This window comes from Stenotrophomonas koreensis (assembly GCF_001431525.1).
Taxonomy (GTDB): Bacteria; Pseudomonadota; Gammaproteobacteria; order Xanthomonadales; family Xanthomonadaceae; genus Stenotrophomonas; species Stenotrophomonas koreensis.
Map to the genome: position 1 here is coordinate 187200 of NZ_LDJH01000012.1, position 22136 is coordinate 209335.

Genomic DNA, 22136 nt, shown 5'->3' on the forward strand with positions numbered 1-22136 from the left:
GACGGTGGATCTGGGATTGCAACAACGCGTGGTTGCTTTGCTGGAGGAGGCCGACATCAGCGTCGGTGGCCAACGGGAGCAGGACATCACCGTACATGACCCGCACTTCCATGCGCGGGTGCTGGCCCATGGCTCGCTGGGCCTGGGCGAAAGCTACATGGACGGTTGCTGGGACGCCGTACGGCTGGATGCCTTCCTGTTCCAGCTGATGCAGGCACGCATTGACGAGCGTGTGCACGGCATGGGCGAGCTGGTGGATGCCCTCAAGGCCCGGCTGTTCAATCTGCAGGCAGGCAAGGGCAGCTACGAGGTCGGTCGCCGCCACTACGACCTGGGCAACGACCTGTACCAGGCCATGCTCGGGCGATGGATGGTGTACAGCTGTGGCTACTGGCGGCAAGCCGCCGATCTGGACCAGGCGCAGGAAGCCAAACTGGACCTGGTCTGCCGCAAATTGCGCTTGCAGCCGGGCCAGCGCGTGCTGGACATCGGCTGCGGCTGGGGCGAGGCATTGAAATTCGCCGCCGAGCGCTATGGCGTTCAAGGCGTGGGTATCACCATTTCCGTCGAACAGGCCGAGCATGCCCGGCGCCTGTGTGCCGGGCTGCCGGTAGAAATCCGCTTGCAGGACTACCACCAGCTCGATGAGCCCTTCGATGCCATCCTCTCGCTGGGCATGTTCGAGCACGTGGGCGAGAAGAATTACCGCGACTACTTCCAGGTGGTCCGGCGTTGCCTGCGCCCGCAGGGGCTGTTCCTGCTGCATACCATCGGCACCAATGTCTCGCGCCATCGCACCGACCCGTGGATCGCACGGTACATCTTCCCCAACTCGATGCTGCCTTCGGCCGCGCAGATTGCCAGCGCCAGCGAAGGCCTGTTCGTGCTCGAGGACTGGCACAATTTCGGCACCGACTACGACCGTACCCTGCAGGCCTGGTGGAGCAACATCCAGGCCGCTTGGCCACGGCTGGACGCACTGCGCTATGACCAGCGCTTTCGCCGCATGTGGCACTTCTACCTGGCCGGGTCGATGGCCACCTTCCGCAGCCGCCGCGCCCAGTTGTGGCAACTGGTGCTGTCACCGGAAGGGGTGCCCGGTGGCTACCGGGCACCGCGCTGAGGCGCTGGATTGCCAATGAAAAACCGCCCGGCAATGCCGGGCGGTGTGTCTGCAGGCGCGGTTGTTTACTGGGCAGCGTCAGCCGGGACCAGCCCACGCTTTTCCAGCAGCGGCCCGATCTGCGGCTCGTGACCGGCAAAGTCGCGGAAGATCTGCATCGCATCGGCGCTGCCACCACGCGAGAGCAGGGTCTTGCGGAAGTGATCGCCGTTGGCCCGGGTCAGCCCGCCGTTCTGCTTGAACCACTGCTGGGTGTTGGCATCGAGTACTTCGGACCAGATGTAGGCGTAATAGCCGGCCGAGTAACCGCCCATGATGTGGCTGAAGTAGGTGGTGCGGTAACGCGGCGGCACCGGGGCATAGTAGATGCCGGCGTCTTCCAGCGCCTTGCGCTCGAAGGCGATCACATCGGCCGGTGCGGGCACCTGCCCGGCACTGATCTGGTGCCAGGCCTGGTCGAGCATCGCAGCGCCCAGGTACTCGGTGGTCATGAAGCCCTGGTTGAACTTGGCGGCGGCAACGACCTTGTCCAGCAGGGCCTGTGGCATGGCATCGCCGGTCTGGTGGTGCTTGGCATAGTTGGCCAGGATGGTCGGCTCGTCGGCCCACATCTCGTTGACCTGGGAAGGGAACTCGACGAAGTCACGTGGCACGGCGGTGCCGGCGAAGGACGGGTACTTCACGTCGGAGAACATGCCGTGCAGGGCATGGCCGAACTCGTGGAAGGTGGTGGTGACCTCGTCCCAGGTCAGCAGGGTCGGCTGGCCGACCGGCGGCTTGGGGATGTTGAGGTGGTTGGCTACCACCGGCAGGTCACCGGTCAGCCCGGACTGGCTGACGTAGGCATTCATCCACGCGCCGCCACGCTTGGAGGCACGGGCGTAGGGGTCGAACAGGAAGATCGCCAGCTGGCTGCCGTCGGCGTTGAACACGTCATAGACGGTCACATCCGGGTGGTAGACCGGCAGGTCGGTGCGCTGCTTGAAGCTCAGGCCGAATTCCTTCTCGGCGGCAAAGAACACGCCGTCTTCCAGTACGCGGGTGATTTCGAAGTACGGCTTGAGCTGGGATTCGTCGAAGTTGTACTTGGCCTGGCGCACCTTCTCGCTGTAGTAGGCCCAGTCCCAGGGCTGCAGCTGGAAGGTCGGCTGGCCGGCGGCCTGCTGCTCGGCATCGATCATCGCCTGCAGGTCGGCGGCCTCGCGCTGGGCGTTGGCCACGGCAGCCGGTGCCAGCTGGCGCAGCATGGCATTGACCGCTTCGGGAGTCTTTGCGGTCTGGTTGCCCAGGCCATAAGCGGCGAAATTCGGGTGACCCATCAGCGCGGCCTTTTCGGCACGCAGGGCCATGATGCGCGAGACCAGGGCGGTGTTGTCGTAGTCGCCGCCCTTGGAGCCGCGATTGATCGATGCCTCGTAGAGCTTCTGGCGCAGGTCGCGGTTGGCCAGGTTGCTCAGCAGCGGCTGACCGGTGGTGTTGAGCAGGGCAATGACGTACTTGCCTTCCAGACCGCGGGCCTTGGCGGCCTCGGCAGTGGCGGCAATCTGGCCTTCGGACAGGCCGGCCAGTTCGGCCACATCCTCCACCACGATGTAGGAGCTGTTGACCTCGTTGAGCACATTGAGGTTGAACTTGGCGCCGAGCTCGGCCAGTTCGGCGTTGATCGCCTTGACCTTGGCCTTGTCGGCGTCGGACAGCCGGGCACCACCGCGCTCGAAGTTTTCGTAGTAGCGCTCGATCAGGCGCACGCCTTCGGCATCCAGACCCAGATCATTGCGCTGGGCATACAGGGCAGCAATGCGCTCGAACAGCTTGCTGTTCAGCGCGATGGCATCGCGATGGGCGGCAAAGCGGGTGGCGTACTGGGTCTGCAGCGCCTTGCGTGCGTCATTGGTGTCGGCACCGGCCAGGGCCGAGAAGACGGTACGGGCGCGCTGCAGGATCGCGCCGCTGCGCTCCATGGCCAGGATGGTGTTGTCGAAGGTCGCTGCGGCCGGATTGTTGGCAATGGCCTCCACTTCTTCCAGTTCCTGGGCCATACCGGCATCGAAGGCCGGGGCAAAGTCGCTGTCGGCAATCCTGTCAAAGGCCGGGTAGTGCAGCGGCAGCGCGCTTTCGGCAAAGAACGGATTGGCGGCTTGGGCGGTGGCAGCATTCGGCGCAGCGTCGGCAAAGGCCGGGGCCGACAGGCCCAGCGACAGGGCCAGGGCAAGTGCGAGACGGGTAGGCAAGGCGATATCCTCCGGGTGGTGAACCGCCTGTGAGAGTACCGCATGGCCGTGCTGGACTCGACATAGGCCGCCGTCGCCTGCCGCAGCGGGCGCGTCACCGCCTCCATTTCATACAGGAAACCCACCCGGTGGATTCGGTTTTTGATTTTGTTTTCAATGACATCCACGGTCAGCCGCAGGCCTTGTCGCAATGGCGCGGCCAGTCGCTGCTGCTGGTCAATGTGGCCAGTCGTTGCGGTTTTACCCCGCAGTACACCGGGCTGGAAGCGTTGTGGCAGCGCTACCGCGATCAGGGACTGGTGGTGATTGGCTTTCCCTGCAACCAGTTCGGTGGCCAGGAGCCCGGCGATGCGGCGCAGATCCAGTCGTTTTGCCAGCTTGATTACGGCGTCAGCTTCCCGTTGTCGGCCAAGGTTGATGTGAAGGGTGAGCAGGCCGACCCGTTGTGGCAATGGCTGGGCAAGCAGAAGCGCGGGCTGCTGGGCACGCGCGCCATCAAGTGGAATTTCACCAAGTTCCTGATCGGTCGGGACGGACAGGTATTGCGCCGCTACAGCCCCACCCGATCCCCGGCACAACTGGAAGCCGACATCCTCCACGCCCTGCAGGCGCCATGAAAAACGGCCGGGTAATTCCCGGCCGTCCTGGGCAGCACGTCGATGCCGGATCAGACGGCGGTCGCCAGCTGACCCAGCAGGTCCTCGGCGCGAATGCTGACCTTGGTCGGATCGCCGTGATCGACCATTGCCCGCTGCAGCGCGCTGCGGGTGCCGGCAGTGACCAGGGACTGCAGGTCGCGACCGGACAGGCCGGCCGTGGACTGTGCCAGTTGCTCGATCAGGCTGTCTTGGTCGCCTTCGATCGGCTTGCCGGCCAATTGCAGGCGGACAATGCCGCGGCGTGCTTCCAGATCCGGCAGGGCCACTTCGATCTTGCGCTCCAGGCGCGAGAGCAGGGCCGCATCGATGCTGTCAGGCAGGTTGGTGGCGGCCAGCAGGAATACCTGGCCCGGACGCGAGCCGATGCCGTCCAGTTCCTGCAGCATCTGGGCGACGATCTCGGTGGTCATCACATCGCCACCGTCACGGGAGCGGGCGATGGTGTCCAGCTCGTCCAGGAACAAGATGCACGGGGCCTGGGCGCGTGCCCGCTCGAACAGCTGTTTCACCTTCTCGCCCGATGCACCGATGTTGGATGACTTCAGGTCGGCCGAGGAGGCGGCGATGAAGGACAGGCCGGACTGGCTGGCCAGCACACGGGCGATCTGGGTCTTGCCGGTCCCCGGCGGGCCGTAGAGCAGGATGCCGCGCGGCACCGGCAGGTTCATCTTCGCCAGCTCCTCGGCGTGGACCAGTTCCTTGCCCAGTGACTCGAACTCGCGACGCGTGGCCGCCGGCAGGATGATGTCATCCCAGGTCAGGGTCTGAACCGAAGTCGAGGACTTGCCACGCAGCCGGGCCACGGCAGCAACGAAATCCTCGATGGCCGGCTGGCCTGCCGGATGACCGGAAACCACGTTGGTGACCAGGGTGGAGAGATCACGGCCGCTCATGCCGGTGGTCTCGCGCACCAGCACCTCGGTGACCGGCAGGGCGACATTGGCTTTGTCGAACTCACTGGCCAGAATGCGCTGGCGGGCCTCGGCATTGGGGGCAGGCAGCTCGATGGACGAGGAAAAACGCGAGAGCACCGCATCATCGATCAGCTCACGACGGTTGGTCGCGCCGATCACCAGCACATTGCCACCGCCCTGGTTGAAGCCGTCCCACTCGGCGATGAAGGTCTGCACCAGCTCGTTGCCGAAGGTATCGGTGTCACGGCCGCCGCGTCGGGCAAACGCGCTTTCGCACTCGTCAACGAACAGGATGGTCGGCCCCTTGCTGCGGGCATCGGTCCAGAGTTTCTTGACCTTGGGACCGGTCTGGCCGATGTATTCGGCCTTCAGGTCGGCGATGGTGACCGCGACAAAGTTGCACTCCACATGCTCGGCCAGCTTGCGCGCGATCAGGGTCTTGCCGGTGCCCGGCGGGCCCCAGAGCAGGATGCCACGGGGCAGGGGGGGCACGCCGGCGGCAAAGCGATCCACCAGCTTGAGGATGGTTTCCAGGGTGTCATTGGGTATAGCCACGTCCTGCCAGTTGCGCTCCACCCTGTCCAGCGACGCCAGACGGGCGGACAGGGCCTCCATGGCGGCCTGCTCGCGGGCCAGCGGCTCGGCAGCCCGGGCAAGTTCCTGGGCCGGGGCGGCCAGGGCCTGCAGCGGCTCGGCCAGGTCGGCCGCCAGCTCGGCAAGCTGGGCACTGCGTGACTGCATGTGGCCGTTGATCATGGCAAAGCCGGCCGGATGGCCGTTGGCGGCCAGGCGCAGCGACAGCACATAGCCGTCCTGGGCAGTGGTCAGGCCGATCTGCACGCTGTTGGAATTGTCGTGCGCCTCGCTCAGCTGCCAGCCGGCAATCGCCTGGCCGGGCGAGTCTGCCGGTGCACTGTAGGCCGGGTAGGGGAAGCGGCGGCCATCGCTGGCCTTGCTACCCAGGGCGACCAAGGTGGGAGTCAGGCCGGCCAGTTCATCAAGCAGCGCCAGCTGGCTGGCGGCGCTGCGGGCTGCGAGCTTGCGCCGCCCCCACCAGGCAAGCCCGGCCCAGATGGCCACGCCCAGGCCATGGTTGAGCAGCAGGAAGATTGGCAGCAGGACCGGTAGCAACAGGTCGCTGAATTCATAGGACACCATCGCAATGGTGCCCATCAGGCTGTTCTTGCCAAACACCAGGTACAGCACCACCGCCCATAGCAGCACGGTCAGCCAGGTGCGGCCACCGGTCACCGCGCGCAGGCTCATGGCCTGCCACAGATGTCCTTTGCCCGCACGTTTGATGACCTGCTTGCGCGTGGCTGCCACTGCGTTTTTCCACAGTCGCTCACGCAGTTGGCTGGCGGCGCCGTTGGCACTGGCCAGTGCCGGCTGCGCGGCTTGTGTGGCAGCGGCCAGGCGGCCCTGCAGCTGTGCCGATTGCTCCAGCAGCTGCTGGCGTTGCGTGTCGATGAAACCGGCGCGGGAAGATGTGGCGCCCATGAACTGTCCCCCTGAAAACAAAACGGGTCGGACTGGAACGTCCGACCCGCAGCACTATAGGGAATTTGTACAGCAGCGTTAAGCGCTTGCTTACTTTTCCACGAAGGCCCGTTCAAACACGTAATGGCCCGGCTGGCCGATGCGCGGGGACACCTCGAAGCCACGCGCGTCCAGGACCTGGCGCAGGTCAGCCAGCATCTGCGGGCTGCCGCAGATCATGAAGCGGTCATTGGCCGGGTCGAAATCCGGCAGGCCCAGCGTACGCGGCATCTGGCCGTTTTCCATCAGGGTGGTCAGGCGGCCCTGGTTGGCAAACGGCTCGCGGGTGACGGCCGGGTAATACAGCAGCTTGTCGCGCACGATATCGCCCAGGATCTCGTCGTTGGGCAGGGTCTTTTCGAAAAATTCGCGGTAGGCCAGATCCTTCTCGAAGCGCACGCCATGACAGACGATGACCTTCTCGAAGCGCTCGTAGGTTTCCGGGTCCTTGACGATGGACAGCCACGGCGCCAGGCCGGTACCGGTACCGAGCAGGTACAGGTGCTTTCCGGGGTGCAGGTCGGTGATCAGCAGGGTGCCGGTGGGCTTCTTGCCGACCAGGACCTTGTCACCGGGCTTGAGGTGCTGCAGGCGCGAGGTCAGCGGTCCGTCGGCCACCTTGATGCTGAAAAAGTGCAGCCGCTCCTCCCAGTTGGCACTGGCAATGGAGTAGGCGCGCAGCAACGGCCGGGCACCTTCGTTTTCCAGGCCAATCATCACGAACTGGCCGTTTTCGAAACGGAAGCCGGCATCGCGGGTGGTGGTGAAGCTGAAATAGGCATCGGTCCAGTGGTGGACCGCAAGCACGGTTTCGTAGCCGTAGGCAGCAGACATGAGTGATTACATCGGTGAGTCAACAGGCTGATTCTACCTCAAGGGCCAAGCCGGGCTTGAAATCCACGTTCAGCGATAGCCCTCGGCCTGCAGTGCGAACAGTTCGGCATAGCGGCCGCCCGCGGCCATCAGCTGCTCGTGGGTGCCGGACGCTTCGACCCGGCCATTGCCCAGCACCAGGATGCGGTCGGCCATGCGCACGGAGGAGAAGCGGTGCGAGATCAACACCGCGGTGCGCCCGGAAGAGAGCTCCTTGAAGCGCTGGAAGACCTCGAACTCACTGCGCGCATCCAGTGCCGCGGTCGGCTCATCCAGGATCATCACCTGGGCATCGCGCATGTAGGCTCGGGCGATGGCGATCTTCTGCCACTGACCACCGGACAGGTCCACGCCCTGGCGGAAGCGGCGGCCGACAATCTGCTCGTAGCCATCGGGCAGGCCGGCAATCACGGCATCGGCCATGCCACGGCGGGCGGCTTCCTCGATGCGGGCGCGGTCGCCCATGGCATCGACCTGACCGACGCCGATGTTCTCGGCCGCGGTGAGGTGGTAGCGGACGAAGTCCTGGAAGATCACGCCCAGGTTGGCGCGCAGGTCATCGACGTCGTAATCGCGCAGGTCCACCCCATCGAGCAGGATGCGGCCCTCGTCCGGGTCGTAGAGCCGGGCCAGCAGCTTGACCAGGGTGGTCTTGCCGGCCCCGTTCTCGCCGACCAGGGCCAGTACCTCACCGGCACGCAGCTCAAAGCTCAGGTGGCGTACCGCCCATTTGCTCGAGCCGGGGTAACAGAAGCCCACATCCTCGAAGACAAACCCCTGCCGCAGTGGCTTGGGCACGGGCAGGGCGCCGGGCCTGGAGTCGATTTCCGGCTCGATGGCAAAGAAGGAAAACAGGTCATCCAGGTACAGCGCCTGGCTGGCGACCTGGGAGAAGCCCACCAGCAGGCCTTCGAGCAGCTGGCGCAGGCGCTGGAAGCTGCCGGCCAGGAAGGTCAGGTCGCCGACGGAAAATTCGCCGCGCACCGTGCGCCAGGCGATGTAGGCATAGGCCAGGTAGTAACCGGCCGTACCCAGCGCGGCCAGCGCCGTACCCCAGGCGGCACGCCGGCGCGCCAGCGAGCGGTTGGCCAGGTAGAACTTGCCGGCCAGCTGTTTGTAACGGGCGATCAGGAAGTGGTGCAGGCCGAAGATCTTCACTTCCTTGGCCGTTTCCACGCTGCCCCCGGTCTGGCGGATGTATTCGAGCTGGCGCCGCTCCGGGGTCCAATGGAAGTTGAGGGTGTAGCCCTGGGTATTGAAGTGCGATTCGCCGATGAAGGCCGGTACCAGGGCAACGGCCAGCAGCACGATCAGCCAGGGCGCATACACCACCAAGCCCACGGCCAGGCTGGCCACGGTGATGATGTCCTGCACCTGGCCAAACAGCTGGCTCATCAGGCTGGAGCGGCCCATGGTCTGGCGGCGGGCCCGTTCCAGCCTGTCCTGCTGCTCGGGGTCTTCCAGGTCTTCCAGGTCCAGCCGGGCGGCATGCTCCATCAGGGCCACCGAGCTGGCGTTGGTGAACAGCTCGCCAAGCATGCTGTCGGCATAGCTGACCAGCCGGCCGAGCAGGTCCGAGCCGATGGCCAGGCCGAACTCGGCCGCCAGCAGCCACAGCAGCGGGGTCAGCAGGCCCGACGACAGGGCTTGCTCCAGCGGTGGAAACGGCCCGGGCAGCCCGGCCAGGCGTACGGCCTCGTCGATGATCAGCTTGCCCACCCAGAGCATGGTCACCGGCAGCAGGGCCCGGATCAGGCGCAGGCCAAGGCTGGCCAGGGTCAGACCGGCACTGGTGCGCCAGATCATGGCCAGGAAGGGCGGGATGTTGCGCAGCGCACCGAAACGTTCGCGCAAGGTGGGACGGGCAGCCGGGGCAGTACTCATGGGCAGGGCGAAGGTTCCAGTGCGGGCAGGTCGGGCAGGGTCAGCGGCGGGGACGCAATTCGGCCTCGGCGGCCAGAACCGCGCTGTCCCCGTCGGGATTGTCGCGCACGGCCTGGCCCGGCTCACCGAAGGCCCGGCTGCCACTGTCCACCTGCAGGCGGCTGTCCACCCCGCGGACACCGATCAGGGCCTGGATCCGTGCGCGGATATCGGCCGCGACCTCGGCGCTGGGCACATCGCCCCGCAGCACGACATGGCCATCGGTGACCTGGGCCAGCACCTGGCTGGCCTGACCGTGGGTGCCCAGCAGCTGCACCACGTCGGCGGCAATGAGGGAGTCGGCTCGGTTCTGGGTCATGCGCAGGTCCTCCATGCAAGGGGAATGCAGCATGCCAGTGATGGCGTTAGCGTGCTGTCCGCCACTCAGCGTGGCGGGCCGTCCGGCGCCGGCGGATCATCGCTGTTGCCCTGCAGGGCCACCGGCAGGTGCCAGCCGAAGTGCATGGCCATCACCCGCAGGCCGAAGCACAGGCCGGCCCCGGCCAGGGCGCAGGGCAGGGGGGGCAGGGCCAGCCAGTGGCCGATGGCCACCACCGCCGCCCCGGCCAGGGCCGCAATCGCGTACAGCTCGGCCTGCAGCACCAGGGGTACCCGTGCTACCAGCACATCGCGGGCGATGCCGCCGCCGATGCCGGCCAGCATCCCCAGCGCCGCCGCCATTGGCGGGGCGATGCCAAAGGACAATGCCTTCTCGGTGCCGGCCACCGCAAACAGCGCCAGCCCCATGGCGTCGAACAGACGTACCGGGAACTGCAGCCGCTCGATCAGCGGCGCCCAGAAAAAGGTGACCACCCCGGCCACCAGGGTGGTTGCCGGATAACGCCAGTCGCTGATCGCCACCACCGGGGTGGCGCCGATCAGTACATCGCGGGTCATGCCGCCGGCCAGTGCGGCGGCAAAGGACAGCACCAGCACCCCGAAGATATCCAGCCGCCGGCGTACCCCCAGGGTTGCGCCGGAAAGGGCGAAGGCAAACGTGCCGATCAGATCCAGAATCAGAACAAAAGTTTCCATGCCGCCATTTTGCCCGCCCGCGCGTGCGCCCACCATCGCCGTAACGGCCGCCCGGCCACTTGGATTGCCGTTATCCCTTGGTAGGCGGGCGCGTGGCGGCGAACCGGCGTAGAATTAAGCAGTTATCCACTGCAAGCCGAATGCCCGCCGTGAGCCAGACCAACGCCAACCGCGACCCCCACCTGCCGGTTTCGATCAAGCAGGAAGACCTGATCCAGTCCATCGCCGATGCCCTGCAGTACATCTCGTACTACCACCCGGTCGACTACATCAAGAACCTCGCCGCCGCCTACGAGCGCGAGGAGTCGCCGGCGGCCAAGGAAGCGATGGCGCAGATCCTGATCAACTCGCGCATGTGCGCCGAGGGTCATCGCCCGATCTGCCAGGACACGGGCATCGTCACCGTGTTCCTTCAGATCGGCATGAACGTGCGCTGGGACGACGCCACCATGGGCGTGGAGGACATGGCCAACGAGGGCGTGCGCCGTGCCTACGCGCACCCGGACAACAAGCTGCGCGCCTCGGTGCTGGCTGACCCGGCCGGCAAGCGCATCAATACCAAGGACAACACCCCGGGCGTGGTCAACGTCAAGGTGGTACCGGGCAACACCGTCGAGGTGATCGTCGCGGCCAAGGGGGGCGGCTCGGAAGCCAAGAGCAAGTTCGCCATGCTCAACCCGTCCGACTCGATCGTTGACTGGGTGCTCAAGACCGTGCCGACCATGGGCGCCGGCTGGTGCCCGCCGGGCATGCTCGGCATCGGCATTGGTGGTACCGCCGAGAAGGCGATGCTGCTGGCCAAGGAGGCGCTGATGGAGCCGATCGACATCACCGAGCTGCAGGCCCGTGGTGCCTCCAACCGCGCCGAAGAGCTGCGTCTGGAGCTTTATGAGAAGGTCAACGCACTGGGCATCGGCGCCCAGGGCCTGGGTGGCCTGACCACCGTGCTGGACATCAAGGTCAAGGATTTCCCGACCCACGCGGCCAACCTGCCGGTGGCGATGATTCCCAACTGCGCCGCCACCCGCCACGCCCATTTCACCCTGGACGGCAGCGGCCCGGTGATGCTGGATCCGCCATCGCTGGAAGACTGGCCAAAGCTGACCTACGACGCCTCCAAGGGCACCCGGGTCAACCTGGACACCATCACCCCGGAAGAAGTGGCCAGCTGGAAGCCGGGCCAGATCCTGCTGCTCAACGGCAAGCTGCTCACCGGCCGCGACGCCGCGCACAAGCGCATGGTGGACATGCTCAACAAGGGTGAGCAGCTACCGGTCGATCTGAAGGGCCGCTTCATCTACTACGTCGGCCCGGTCGATCCGGTGCGTGACGAAGTCGTCGGCCCGGCCGGCCCGACCACCGCCACCCGCATGGACAAGTTCACCGAGCAGGTGCTGGAGCAGACCGGCCTGCTCGGCATGGTCGGCAAGGCCGAGCGCGGCCCGGCCGCGATCGAGGCGATCAAGAAGCACAAGTCGGCCTACCTGATGGCCGTCGGTGGTTCGGCCTACCTGGTGTCCAAGGCGATCAAGGCCGCCAAGGTGGTCGGTTTTGCCGACCTGGGCATGGAGGCGATCTACGAGTTCGAGGTCCAGGACATGCCGGTGACCGTGGCGGTGGATTCCACCGGCGAGTCGGTGCACCAGACCGGCCCGAAGACCTGGCAGGCGAAGATCGGCAAGATCCCGGTGGTCGTGGCGTAAGCTGCGATCGACCAGTAGCAAAAAGCCCGGGCACTGCCCGGGCTTTTTGTTGTTGCGGCACCGGCGCGCTGACACCGGCGCGCTTGTCGGGGAATACCCTGCCTCCCGGTCTGCACCGCTGGGCATGGCGGTGCCATCAGAACCAGTCCAGCAGCGAGACCCCCAGGCCGACATGGGTGGATTTGTGGTTGTAGTCGATCATGCTTTCGCCATAGCCGCTGAATACCTGCAGGTGGCCGCGCAGCAGGTTGGTCAGCGGGAAGCCGTAATCGACCTGCAGCGAACCGTGCGAACGCTCGCCGCCGCGCAGCGAGTGGCGGCCGGTCAGCGACAGGGTATGGCCATCGCGCGTCCAGACCACGGTGGCATCGCCACGGCCGATGTAGTCATCGATATCCGGGTTGTTGTCCTCGCTGTTGCTCTCCGGCACCCGGTACCACGGCCGCAGCATCAACGCCCAGTTGTCACGGTCCAGGCCGACATTGAGGATCACCCGGTTCCAGGAGCGCGACAGCGGGTCGGAGCGGCCATTGGACTGGTGGTTCAGGTGCAGCGCGGTCATTCGTCCGTTCCAGCCCAGCAGCGAGTAGCCATTGCGGAAGGCCAGCATCACTTCCGGCTCGTAGTTGGTTTCCCGGAACGGGCGCGAAACCTCGCTGTTGTAAGCCTGCCAGCGCGAGGACTGGGTATAGCCCATCCAGATGTCGCCGTTGTCGCCGAACACGTTCTCGGCGACCTTGGTCTTGAAACTGAGCTGGAATTTCAGCTCGGTGTTGTCGATGGCCTGGGCGGTGGTGGTGGTGTTGTTCGGATTGGGCGAGGACGGCAGCTGGTTCGGGTCACTGGACCAGAACGCCGGCAGCAGGTAGACCGGCTTGTAGGCCCGCAGCTGGAAGGTGCCGAGCTTGGAATCGTTGGCCAGCTCCCAGCGGCTGTCCAGCAGCGAGCCCTTGCCGGCATTGGCTTCATCGCCACTGGCATGAAGATCGGTAGTGAAAAACTCACGCAGCCGTTCACCGCGCGGGAGCGGCGCACTGGTGCTGGACTGCTCCTCGCGCCGTTGGGCACGCGCCTGTGCGGCCGCTTCATCTGCCGCGGCGGGATCGGGAGTCATGCGCCCGAGGGCGGCGTCATAGCAGGCCAGTCGGGCGGCGTCGGAAGACAGCGCCACGCAGGCCTGGGCCGACGGGCTCGGTGGTGCGGGCTCGCTGGCCAGGGCGGGCCGGCCAAGCAGGCAGAGCAGGGCAGAGGCAAGGGCGGCAGTGCGTACAGGCATGAAAGGGATCCGTGGTCATTGCCAGAATGGAGGCGCAGCCAGCAGATGCGGGCCAGCGCGATGAAGATTATCGCGGTTTATTGCCAGCGCATTGTCTTCGGGCTTGCCCAGAACCAGAGTGGTTGGGCCATCACCACCACCAGGCCAGCGCGAACAGCCCCAGCATCGCAACGGCCAGGCCCAGCTTCAATGCCACCGCAATGACCAGGCCCAGCCAGGTGGCCAGCCCGACCTTGGTGGCCAGGCCCAGCTTGCGCGTCTGCCAGTACTCACCGAGCAGGGCGCCGAAAAAGGGGCCGGCCAACAACCCCCACGGCAGGAACAGCAGGCCGACCAGGCTACCGACGATGGCCCCCAGCATCGCCTGCCGGCTTGCGCCCAGCCCTCTGGCGCCCAAGGCAGAAGCGACGATATCCACCAGCACCGAGACCAGGGTCATCACGCCCAGTGCCAGCAGCGGCAGCCAGCCCACCCGCTGGAAGTCATCGGTCCATGCCGCCAGCAACAGGCCTGAAAATACCAGCGGCAGGCCGGGCAGCGCCGGCAGCAGGATGCCGGCAATGCCGATGGCCACCAGCAGGCCCGCGAGCAGATAAAAGATGAACGAACTATCCATGGTGGGTTCCCACTGTGTCCAAAGGGGCTTGACAGATTGCGTGCCGAAAGGTTGCTTTTTGATTTTGGCGCTGTTAATTTTTTGACGCTGGGCTTTGCCAAGTCAGTTACAACGGCTTGGGTGGGGGGCCGGAATGCCGACCTGCACGATCGATTCCTCCTTGCAGTAAGCCGCAGTCGAAGTATCTACACCACTTGTTTGCTTAATACTGGAAGTTGGAGAGAGAAAGATGGCAGAGCGTGAAACCGGTACGGTGAAGTGGTTCAATGATGCCAAGGGTTTTGGCTTCATCAGCCGCGAGAATGGCGAAGATGTGTTCGTGCACTTCCGTGCCATTCAAATCCAGGGCTTCAAGAGCCTGAAGGAAGGGCAGAAGGTCTCCTTCACCGTGGTCCAGGGGCAGAAGGGCCTGCAGGCTGATGCCGTGCAGCCGGCCTGAGCACCTCCGATATCGATAAACGACAAGGCCCGCAAGTTGCGGGCCTTGTCGTTTAAAGCGGCGGCAGAACAATCAGCGGGCAACAACGCGGCCGTTGACCACGCGCACCTGGCTGTTCTGGCCGAAGCCTTCTACCGACTTCTGGTTGACCACCACGACACGGCCATCGTCCATGCGTACGGTGATGTCATAACTGACACCGGTGGTGTTTTGCTGGATACGGTTGCCGGCAAGCGCGCCGGCCGCAGCACCGGCAACGGCGGCGACATTCTTGTTGCCACGGCTGCCGCCGGTATGGTCAGCAATCTCGTGCCCTGCAACAGCGCCGACGATGCCACCCAGTACCGCACCCGTGGCGGCCGGAGCGGTGCGGCCGGAATCGAGCACCATGATGCGGGTGACCGTGCCGCAGTCGCTGCACACCTGGCTGCTGGCATAGCCGCTGTTGTAACCGTTGTTGTAACCACTGTTGTAGCCACCACCGCTGGCACAGCCGACCAGTGCCAGGACTGTCAGGCCGGCCGGAATCATCACCGAGAGCTTCATGTTTGTCTCCTTACCAAAGCGGGTTAGCTGGGTTGATGGGCATGGTGTCCACTGATAGATGAATGCAGTGAGAATCTGACGGTCAGGGTTTGAAAACCTGATGGCAGCCCTTGCAGGTCTGGCCAATGGCCTGGTTGAGTTCAGCCAGTGCCTGGCAATCGGCCGGCGGCGCGAGCAGGGCCGCATTGAGGGTGGAGCGCAGCTCGGCTGCCTGTTTCTGGAACTGGACATCGTCCTTGAACTGCGGGAAAGCGGCATCGATATCGTTGGTCAATGCGCGCAGGGTCTGCAGTGGCTGTACGACATCGGCCGGGGTGCAACGGCTTTGCTCCTGGGTCTGGCGCAATGCCGCACTTTGTTTGGCCATGATGGTCATCAGCGCGCCGGGGAACGGATCCTGGCGCTGTTGCCAGGCGCGCATGCCCATCACCGTGGCGATGATGCCCAGCACCAGGCCAAAGATCAGCACGAACAGATAGCGCGAGGCGGTGGAGGGGGTCTTTTTCGAAAGCAGCTCGTCGGCCATGGCAAAGTCTCCTTGAACAGCCGTTGATGGTACTGCGGCCACTGCCGGCCAGCACGCTAAAATGCCACGATGAACGAGATTCTGCGCGAACGATTTGCCGGCATTGACCGGTTGTACGGGGTTGGCACGGTGCAGCGGCTGGCCGCCTGCAAGGTGGCCGTGGTGGGCATGGGCGGGGTCGGCTCATGGATTGTCGAGGCATTGGCGCGCACCGCCGTGGGTAGCCTGACCCTGATCGATGCCGACGATATCTGCGTATCCAACACCAACCGCCAGTTGCCGGCACTGGAAGGGCAATACGGCCGCAACAAGAGCCAGGCAATGGCCGAGCGTTGCCGGGCGATCAACCCACTCTGCCAGGTAACCGTGGTCGAGTCTTTCCTGACCCCTTCCAATCAACAGCAGCTGCTCGACCAGGGATTTGACCTGGTGATTGATGCCTGCGACAGCTTTCGGGTCAAGGTCGAGGCAATTGCCTGGTGCCGTCGCCGCAAGATCCCGCTGCTGACGGTCGGCGCGGCTGGTGGCCGTACCGACCCGACCCAGGTGCGGGTCCGCGACCTGTCGCGTACCGAACACGACGCGATGCTGGCGCTGATCCGCAAGAAGCTGCGCACCGAGTTCAATTTTCCGGCCAACCCCAAGCGGTATTTCGGGGTGCCGGCGGTGTACTCGCTGGAGAACGTCAACTACCCGCAGGCCGACGGCAGTGTCTGTGGCATCCGCCCGCAGCTGGGGCCGGATGCGGCATTGAATCTTGCCTGTGGCGGCGGTCTGGGCGCGGCGACGCATATCACCGGCGCCTTCGCATTTGCCGCCGCGGGCAAGGCAATCGAGATGCTGATCACGCCGAAAAAGACGGCCTAGACCGCCGCTTGCTCCAGGGCGGGCAGGTTGAACAGACGGCGGGCGTTGGCGCTGGTCAGGCTGGCCAGCGCTGTCGGCGTGGTCTGTCGCAGGCGGGCGGCACATTCGGCGATCGCTGCCAGCCGGGCCGGCGCGTTGCGCTGGCCCTGGCAACAGGCATCGGGCTGGTCCGGGGCATCGGTCTCCAGTAGCAGCTGCCAGTCGGGCAGGGCTGCGACCAGGCGCTGCAGCCGTTGCGCGCGCGGGTGGGTCATCGGCCCGCCCACGCTGATGTGCACCCCCAGCCCGGCCAATTGCCTGGCCTGCTCGATGCTGCCCGAATAGCTGTGCACCACTGCGGCCACGTCCCCGGCGCGCTTCAGCGTCAGGATCACTTCTTCGACCGCCTTGCGGGCATGGATGATCAACGGCAGGCGTGCCTGCCTGGCCAGGCTGATCTGTGCCTGGAAGTAGTAGCGCTGCTGTGTCGCATCCCAGGCTGGCGAGCTGAAATCCAGGCCGCATTCGCCCACCGCCACCGCCTCACCGGCTGCCAGCGCCTGTTCCAGTGCGCGCAGGTCGGTTGGCCGGTGGTCGTCGACGAACATCGGGTGCAGGCCGAAGACCGGGTACAGGCCTTTGGCCATCGCGCTGGCTGCGCGCACCGCCGGCCATCGCGCGGCTGTCGTGGCCGGGATCACCATCTGGCGCACACCGGCTGCCGCAGCGGCGGCAATCACGCACTGGCGGTCAGCATCAAAGCGTGGGTCATCCAGATGGCAGTGCGAGTCGACCAGGTCCAGCATGGCTCAGCGTCGGCCATCGATGACCGGGTCGATCGGTTGTTTACGTTTTTTCCAGCTGGCCAGCAGCAAGGTGCCCAGCCCGAACAGGATCTCGTCCAGGAACGGGATCGGGTCGGGAAGCAGCATCGACACCGTGAACAGCACGGCGGTGATGGCAAACAGGGTCGGAAAGCGCAGTTTTCCGGCCCAGCCAAGTAGACCCAGGGAGAACACGTTCGGCATGCACAAAAGCTCATGGAAGAGGCGTAGTCACCACTATGGGGGCTGGCAAGCTGTGATTCCATCCGCAGTTGCGTCAAATTTCTGCCATCAGTTCAGTTGATCCATGCTGAAATCTGCAGCCTGCCTCGTTTTTTGTGAGACCCCACGACAATGAACAACAAGAACACCTTGATCCTGGCCGCTGGCGGCGCCTTGCTGGTCGGCGGGATCGCTACCGCTGCGTTTCTGGCCGGAGGGGCGAGCAAGCAGGCGGACCTGGCCGCAGCCAGCACGGGCCTGGCCGGTACGCTCGATGCGGTCGACCCGGATACGCTGCCGGCCGGTGCACAACTGACCCAGGCCGATGTGGTGGCGGTGTCGCCGGTGCGCAAGCAGCGCCAGATCACGGCGACCGTAACCCAGAGCACGCCGATCGTGCAGACCGTCAACAGCACCCGCGACGAGCAGCAGTGCAACGATGTCGTGGTCCAGGAGCGAGCACCTGAGCGTGATGGCAATGTCGGCGGTACTGTCGCCGGCGCGGTGATCGGCGGCCTGGTCGGCAACCAGATCGGTGGCGGCGACGGCCGCAAGGTCGCTACCGTGGCCGGTGCGGTGGCCGGCGGCGTGATTGGCAACCAGGTCGACAAGCGGCATGTCGGCGGCCGGGTCAGCGAGCGGGTGGAGCGTCAGTGCCAGACCATCCAGGTGCCGGTCAGCGAAGAGAAGGTGGTCGGTTACGACGTCACCTATCGGACCGCCGAAGGCATCGTTGCCACCCGGCGCATGGAAACCAAGCCAGGCCAGAGCATCGTCCTGGATGCCGACAGCGAGGTCGTTGGCTATGACGTCACCTACCGCCTGGACGGCAATGAGCACCAGGTGCGCCTGCCGCAGCGCCCGCAGGGTGACCAGCTGACCCTGGTCGACGGCCAGGTGCCCGGCGCGATCCAGTAACCGGTGTCGGCACCGGGCCAGGCAATCGCGCTTGAATCTGGTCACAATGCACGCCTTGAGTTGATCAGCGGCCCGCCGGGCCAGTGGATGCAGGCATGTGTGGATTGGCAGGGTTGTGGGCTCCCGCAGCGGGGCACGACCAAGCGCAGCTGGAGCGGTATGGGCAGCAGATGGGCAATGCCATCGCCCATCGGGGCCCGGATGATGCCGGGATCTGGGTCGATGCCGGACAGGGCCTGGCATTGGCACATCGCCGGCTGAGCATCCAGGACCTCTCACCGCTGGGCCATCAGCCGATGCGCAGCGCCGATGGCCGCTATCAGCTGGTCTACAACGGAGAAATCTACAACTTCCAGCAGTTGAGCCAGGAGCTGGCCAGCCTGGGTCATGCCTTTGCCGGCCATTCCGATACCGAAGTGTTGCTGGCAGCCATCGTGCAATGGGGCCTGGAGGCTGCGCTGGAGCGCAGCAACGGCATGTTTGCGCTCGCACTGTGGGACAGCCAGACCCGGCGTCTGGCGCTGGCGCGTGACCGGGTGGGCAAAAAACCGCTGTATTACGGCTGGGCCGGAAATACGCTGGTATTTGCTTCAGAACTCAAGGCGTTGTGGCAGCACCCGCAGTTCAGCAATCCGGTCAACCCCGATGCGCTGGCGCTGCTGCTGCAGCTGGACTACATCCCCGCCCCGCACAGCATCCATAAGGATTGCTGGAAGCTGCAGCCCGGCTGTGTGCTGTGGCTGGATGCGGCGGCCATCATGGCCGGCCCGCAGGCGCACCAGCCCCGGCATGATCAGATCCCGTTCTGGTCGGCTGCCGAGGCCATGCGCCGTGCGCTGGACAATCGCTTTACCGGCAGCTTCGAGCAGGCGGTGGACGCGGTGGACCGGCTGCTGGCCGATGCCGTCAACCTGCGCAGCGTGGCCGATGTGCCGGTGGGGGTGTTCCTCTCCGGCGGGACCGATTCGGCGCTGGTGGCCTCGATGATGCAGGCGCGCGGGCAGGGCCAGGTGCGCAGCTTCAGCATCGGCTTTCGTGGCTCCAGCCATGACGAGGCGCCGCTGGCCAAGGCCGTGGCCACGCACCTGGGAACCTGCCACACCGAGCTGTACGTCGATGGTGCCGATGCCCTGGCCGTGGTGCCACAACTGCCGGCGATGTTCGACGAGCCATTTGCCGATGCCTCGCAGGTGCCTACCGCGCTGGTGGCACGGCTGGCGCGCAGCGGGGTGACGGTTGCCTTGAGTGGCGATGGTGGCGATGAGCTGTTCTTTGGCTACCTGCGCTACAGCCGGGCCTTGCGCAACTGGGCGATGCTGCGGAAAGTTCCGGCCAGCCTGCGTCGCCGGCTCGGAAGTGCCGTGGGCGAAGGCGGGCGTACTGGCGGCCTGGCAGCGGTACGTGCCGAACTGGACGCCTTTGGCATTGGTGATGTCTACCGCCACCGCGTGCAGCGCTGGCGTGACCCGGTCGCCATTGTCCGCAATGCCGGTGCCGGCGCATTGGACAGCATCTACCAGCAGCCTGACCCGCTGGCAGGGCAGGGCGAGGATGCTGATGCCATGATGCTGGCGGATTTTTCCTGCTATCTGCCCGACGATTTGCTGGTAAAGGTCGACCGCACCAGCATGGCGGTGGGGCTGGAGGCGCGTGCGCCGCTGCTGGATTGGCGCGTGGCCGAGCTGGCCTGGTCGATGCCGCTGGCCTTCAAGCACGATGGCCGCCATTCCAAGGCCCTGCTCAAACAGGTGTTGTGCCGTTACCTGCCGCAGGAGATGGTCTACCGGCCCAAACGCGGTTTCGGTGCACCGGTGTCGCAATGGCTGTCCGGCGCGCTGCAGCCCTGGGCCGATGCGTTGCTGGACCGGCAGCGCCTGCGCCGTGAGGGGTATCTGGATGCCGATGCAATCGCCACGATCTGGAGCCAGTTCAAGGCTGGCCAGCGTAAATGGCATACCCATCTGTGGGGCGTGCTGATGTTCCAGAGCTGGTTGCAGCATTGGCAGCAGGTGCGTGCGCAGGTGCCGGGCCAACAGCGCTAAGCTTGGCCCGGGAAGCAGGCATCGGCTCATCGGACAGCATCGTCCGGTCACCGGCTGCAGGCAGCTGTCCGGGTTGCCGGATCAGCCGTCTGGCCGGGTTTGGGCGATAATGCCGCCTGTTTGTGGCTTGATTGGTGGTTGCGCCTTGTGCGTCTGCCCGGCTCCGGCCCGGCTGTTGTGTTTTTTTGCTTGTCGTCAGGAAAAATATCCCCATGTCGCGTACCGGCTTTCGCGCTGATCGTTTCCCCCGCAACGAGCGCAGCAATGAGCAGCGCCTGGACCAGCTGCGGGTGCCACCGCATTCGGTAGAGGCCGAGCAGGCCGTACTGGGGGGCTTGATGCTGGCGCCAGAGGCGTATGACCGGGTCAATGACCAGCTCACTGCCGAAGACTTTTACCGGCGTGATCACCAGCAGATCTACACCGCCATCCGCGACCTGTCCGAACGCGGCCAGCCGTTTGATGCGGTGACCCTGGGCGAATGGTTTGCCAGCCAGGGCAAGCTGGCCATGGTCGATGATGGCGCCTACCTGGTGGAGCTGGCCACGACCACGCCATCGGCTGCCAACATCGTGGCCTACGCCGAAATCGTGCGTGACAAGGCGGTACTGCGCCAGTTGATCCAGGTCGGTACCGACATTGTCGATTCCGGCTTCCAGCCCGAGGGCCGCCCCAGCACCGAGCTGTTGGCCAGTGCCGAAAAGAGCGTGTTCGCCATCGCCGAGCAGGGCGCCAAGGGTCGTACCGACTTTGTCGCCATGCCCGGGGCGCTGAAGGATGCCTTCGAGGAGCTGCGCAATCGTTTCGAGAACGGCGGCAACATTACCGGCCTGCCGACCGGCTACACCGATTTTGACAACATGACCGCCGGCCTGCAGCCGACCGACCTGATCATCCTGGCCGCCCGTCCGGCGATGGGCAAGACCACCTTTGCGCTGAACATCGCCGAATATGCGGCGATCAAGTCGAAAAAGGGCGTTGCAGTATTCTCGATGGAAATGTCGGCCTCGCAGCTGGCAATGCGCCTGATCTCTTCCAATGGCCGCATCAATGCCTCGCGCCTGCGTACCGGCCAGCTCGAGGACGAGGACTGGGCGCGTGTCACCGGCGCGATCAAGATGCTCAAGGAAACCAAGATCTTCATCGACGACACCCCGGGGGTGTCGCCGGAAGTGCTGCGCTCCAAGTGCCGCCGGCTCAAGCGTGAGCATGACCTGGGCCTGATCGTGATCGACTACCTGCAGCTGATGAGCGTGCCGGGCAACAGCGAGAACCGTGCCACCGAGATCTCCGAGATCAGCCGTTCGCTGAAGGGCCTGGCCAAGGAACTGAACGTTCCGGTGATTGCGCTGTCCCAGCTCAACCGCTCGCTGGAAACGCGTACCGACAAGCGTCCGGTGATGGCCGACCTGCGCGAATCCGGCGCCATCGAGCAGGACGCGGACATGATCGTGTTCATCTATCGCGATGACTACTACAACAAGGAAACCTCGCCGGACAAGGGCCTGGCCGAAATCATCATCGGCAAGCACCGTGGTGGCCCGACCGGCTCGTGCAAGCTGAAGTTCTTCGGTGAATACACCCGTTTTGACAACCTGGCCCACGATTCGGTCGGTTCTTTCGAGTGATCCCGGCGGCGGGCGCGGATCGCCACCCCGCGCCGGCAGCAAAGGCCCGCATGATGCTGGCGCGCTAGGCAGTGCCGCACGTGTCCATCAGGGTGCCGGGCAGGGCAGATGATGCTGCGTGCATCCACAATGGCCGGCCCGGCGTAGAAGTGAGGGCTTGTCAGGCGTGCTGCCAGCTCCGGGTTGATGGGGTGATGCACTCCACTGCAAGCGTGCGCCCATCCTGATGGTCGTCCCCATCTCCTCCCGTGCC

20 protein-coding genes are annotated in these 22136 nt (G+C 65.2%); 8 read left to right on the top strand and 12 right to left on the bottom strand.

Annotated features, from left to right (window positions below):
* Positions 1–4 precede the first annotated feature (4 nt).
* Positions 5–1123 (top strand): cyclopropane fatty acyl phospholipid synthase, encoded by a 1119-nt coding sequence (cfa, locus tag ABB25_RS07970; protein ID WP_057665676.1) that lies wholly within the window; start codon positions 5–7, stop codon positions 1121–1123.
* A gap of 65 nt (positions 1124–1188) precedes the next feature.
* Here cfa and ABB25_RS07975 read toward each other — a convergent pair whose 3' ends face one another.
* A complete protein-coding gene (locus ABB25_RS07975; protein WP_057665678.1) occupies positions 1189–3354 on the bottom strand; it encodes a M3 family metallopeptidase in 2166 nt (721 codons plus the stop codon).
* A 128-nt stretch (positions 3355–3482) separates the two neighbouring features.
* On the opposite strand from ABB25_RS07975, the gene ABB25_RS07980 reads away from it, so the two are divergent.
* Positions 3483–3971: a glutathione peroxidase gene (locus tag ABB25_RS07980; RefSeq protein ID WP_057665679.1), complete on the top strand. Its 489-nt coding sequence runs from the start codon at positions 3483–3485 to the stop codon at positions 3969–3971.
* A 50-nt stretch (positions 3972–4021) separates the two neighbouring features.
* Here the strand turns inward: ABB25_RS07980 and ABB25_RS07985 are convergent, their stop codons facing one another.
* The 5 genes from ABB25_RS07985 to ABB25_RS08005 all read right to left on the bottom strand — a co-directional run bounded on the left by ABB25_RS07985 (position 4022) and on the right by ABB25_RS08005 (position 10297).
* Positions 4022–6427 carry an AAA family ATPase gene (locus tag ABB25_RS07985; RefSeq protein WP_057665681.1) on the bottom strand — a complete coding sequence of 802 codons (2406 nt, stop codon included), beginning with the start codon at positions 6425–6427 and terminating at the stop codon, positions 4022–4024.
* A 90-nt stretch (positions 6428–6517) separates the two neighbouring features.
* Positions 6518–7300, bottom strand: coding sequence for a ferredoxin--NADP reductase (locus ABB25_RS07990; RefSeq protein WP_057665683.1), 783 nt, complete (start codon positions 7298–7300; stop codon positions 6518–6520).
* Between the two features lie 69 nt (positions 7301–7369).
* Positions 7370–9223, bottom strand: a complete 1854-nt coding sequence (locus ABB25_RS07995) for an ABC transporter ATP-binding protein (RefSeq protein WP_057665685.1) — start codon at positions 9221–9223, stop codon at positions 7370–7372.
* 40 nt (positions 9224–9263) lie between these two features.
* Entirely contained in the window at positions 9264–9581 is a 318-nt protein-coding gene (locus ABB25_RS08000) for a BON domain-containing protein (protein ID WP_160319422.1), read from the bottom strand.
* A 65-nt stretch (positions 9582–9646) separates the two neighbouring features.
* Entirely contained in the window at positions 9647–10297 is a 651-nt protein-coding gene (locus ABB25_RS08005; protein WP_057665689.1) for a trimeric intracellular cation channel family protein, read from the bottom strand.
* A gap of 182 nt (positions 10298–10479) precedes the next feature.
* Between ABB25_RS08005 and ABB25_RS08010 the strand changes: the two genes are divergently transcribed.
* Positions 10480–12000, top strand: a complete 1521-nt coding sequence (locus ABB25_RS08010) for a fumarate hydratase (protein ID WP_244477778.1) — start codon at positions 10480–10482, stop codon at positions 11998–12000.
* A 136-nt stretch (positions 12001–12136) separates the two neighbouring features.
* Here the strand turns inward: ABB25_RS08010 and ABB25_RS08015 are convergent, their stop codons facing one another.
* Together ABB25_RS08015 and ABB25_RS08020 are read right to left on the bottom strand one after the other, a co-directional pair.
* Positions 12137–13276: a phospholipase A gene (locus ABB25_RS08015; RefSeq protein ID WP_057665693.1), complete on the bottom strand. Its 1140-nt coding sequence runs from the start codon at positions 13274–13276 to the stop codon at positions 12137–12139.
* Positions 13277–13406: 130 nt separating this feature from the next.
* Positions 13407–13892, bottom strand: a complete 486-nt coding sequence (locus tag ABB25_RS08020; protein ID WP_057665695.1) for a DUF456 domain-containing protein — start codon at positions 13890–13892, stop codon at positions 13407–13409.
* A gap of 229 nt (positions 13893–14121) precedes the next feature.
* Here ABB25_RS08020 and ABB25_RS08025 point away from each other — a divergent pair, with 229 nt between their 5' ends.
* Positions 14122–14331 carry a cold-shock protein gene (locus ABB25_RS08025; protein WP_057665697.1) on the top strand — a complete coding sequence of 70 codons (210 nt, stop codon included), beginning with the start codon at positions 14122–14124 and terminating at the stop codon, positions 14329–14331.
* A 72-nt stretch (positions 14332–14403) separates the two neighbouring features.
* On the opposite strand, the gene ABB25_RS08030 is transcribed toward ABB25_RS08025, so the two are convergent.
* Together ABB25_RS08030 and ABB25_RS08035 are read right to left on the bottom strand one after the other, a co-directional pair.
* Positions 14404–14877: a glycine zipper 2TM domain-containing protein gene (locus tag ABB25_RS08030; protein WP_057665699.1), complete on the bottom strand. Its 474-nt coding sequence runs from the start codon at positions 14875–14877 to the stop codon at positions 14404–14406.
* An 82-nt stretch (positions 14878–14959) separates the two neighbouring features.
* The gene (locus tag ABB25_RS08035; RefSeq protein WP_057665700.1) at positions 14960–15403 is read right to left on the bottom strand and encodes a hypothetical protein; all 444 of its coding nucleotides are present in this window, start codon (positions 15401–15403) and stop codon (positions 14960–14962) included.
* Between the two features lie 69 nt (positions 15404–15472).
* Between ABB25_RS08035 and ABB25_RS08040 the strand changes: the two genes are divergently transcribed.
* Positions 15473–16270: a tRNA threonylcarbamoyladenosine dehydratase gene (locus ABB25_RS08040; protein ID WP_057665703.1), complete on the top strand. Its 798-nt coding sequence runs from the start codon at positions 15473–15475 to the stop codon at positions 16268–16270.
* On the opposite strand, the gene ABB25_RS08045 is transcribed toward ABB25_RS08040, so the two are convergent.
* Entirely contained in the window at positions 16267–17052 is a 786-nt protein-coding gene (locus ABB25_RS08045) for a TatD family hydrolase (protein ID WP_057665746.1), read from the bottom strand. The two genes, ABB25_RS08040 and ABB25_RS08045, sit on opposite strands and share 4 nt — an antisense overlap.
* A 6-nt stretch (positions 17053–17058) precedes the next feature.
* Positions 17059–17277, bottom strand: coding sequence for a DUF6116 family protein (locus tag ABB25_RS08050; protein WP_057665705.1), 219 nt, complete (start codon positions 17275–17277; stop codon positions 17059–17061).
* A 150-nt stretch (positions 17278–17427) separates the two neighbouring features.
* On the opposite strand from ABB25_RS08050, the gene ABB25_RS08055 reads away from it, so the two are divergent.
* The 3 genes from ABB25_RS08055 to ABB25_RS08065 all read left to right on the top strand — a co-directional run bounded on the left by ABB25_RS08055 (position 17428) and on the right by ABB25_RS08065 (position 21883).
* The gene (locus ABB25_RS08055; RefSeq protein ID WP_057665708.1) at positions 17428–18213 is read left to right on the top strand and encodes a glycine zipper 2TM domain-containing protein; all 786 of its coding nucleotides are present in this window, start codon (positions 17428–17430) and stop codon (positions 18211–18213) included.
* Positions 18214–18308: 95 nt separating this feature from the next.
* Entirely contained in the window at positions 18309–20255 is a 1947-nt protein-coding gene (asnB, locus tag ABB25_RS08060) for an asparagine synthase (glutamine-hydrolyzing) (protein ID WP_057665710.1), read from the top strand.
* 212 nt (positions 20256–20467) lie between these two features.
* Positions 20468–21883, top strand: a complete 1416-nt coding sequence (locus ABB25_RS08065) for a replicative DNA helicase (protein WP_057665712.1) — start codon at positions 20468–20470, stop codon at positions 21881–21883.
* Positions 21884–22136: the final 253 nt, after the last annotated feature.

Bases quoted from the DNA above. Each gene is read 5' to 3' on its own strand.
- ABB25_RS07985 (WP_057665681.1), bottom strand. From the start codon at position 6,427: ATGGGCGCCACATCTTCCCGCGCCGGTTTCATCGACACGCAACGCCAG.
- ABB25_RS08005 (WP_057665689.1), bottom strand. From the start codon at position 10,297: ATGGAAACTTTTGTTCTGATTCTGGATCTGATCGGCACGTTTGCCTTC.
- ABB25_RS08040 (WP_057665703.1), top strand. From the start codon at position 15,473: ATGAACGAGATTCTGCGCGAACGATTTGCCGGCATTGACCGGTTGTAC.
- ABB25_RS08030 (WP_057665699.1), bottom strand. From the start codon at position 14,877: ATGAAGCTCTCGGTGATGATTCCGGCCGGCCTGACAGTCCTGGCACTG.
- ABB25_RS08020 (WP_057665695.1), bottom strand. From the start codon at position 13,892: ATGGATAGTTCGTTCATCTTTTATCTGCTCGCGGGCCTGCTGGTGGCC.
- ABB25_RS08025 (WP_057665697.1), top strand. From the start codon at position 14,122: ATGGCAGAGCGTGAAACCGGTACGGTGAAGTGGTTCAATGATGCCAAG.
- ABB25_RS08000 (WP_160319422.1), bottom strand. From the start codon at position 9,581: ATGACCCAGAACCGAGCCGACTCCCTCATTGCCGCCGACGTGGTGCAG.
- ABB25_RS08015 (WP_057665693.1), bottom strand. From the start codon at position 13,276: ATGCCTGTACGCACTGCCGCCCTTGCCTCTGCCCTGCTCTGCCTGCTT.
- ABB25_RS08050 (WP_057665705.1), bottom strand. From the start codon at position 17,277: ATGCCGAACGTGTTCTCCCTGGGTCTACTTGGCTGGGCCGGAAAACTG.
- ABB25_RS08035 (WP_057665700.1), bottom strand. From the start codon at position 15,403: ATGGCCGACGAGCTGCTTTCGAAAAAGACCCCCTCCACCGCCTCGCGC.
- ABB25_RS08065 (WP_057665712.1), top strand. From the start codon at position 20,468: ATGTCGCGTACCGGCTTTCGCGCTGATCGTTTCCCCCGCAACGAGCGC.
- ABB25_RS08055 (WP_057665708.1), top strand. From the start codon at position 17,428: ATGAACAACAAGAACACCTTGATCCTGGCCGCTGGCGGCGCCTTGCTG.
- ABB25_RS07995 (WP_057665685.1), bottom strand. From the start codon at position 9,223: ATGAGTACTGCCCCGGCTGCCCGTCCCACCTTGCGCGAACGTTTCGGT.
- ABB25_RS07990 (WP_057665683.1), bottom strand. From the start codon at position 7,300: ATGTCTGCTGCCTACGGCTACGAAACCGTGCTTGCGGTCCACCACTGG.
- asnB (WP_057665710.1), top strand. From the start codon at position 18,309: ATGTGTGGATTGGCAGGGTTGTGGGCTCCCGCAGCGGGGCACGACCAA.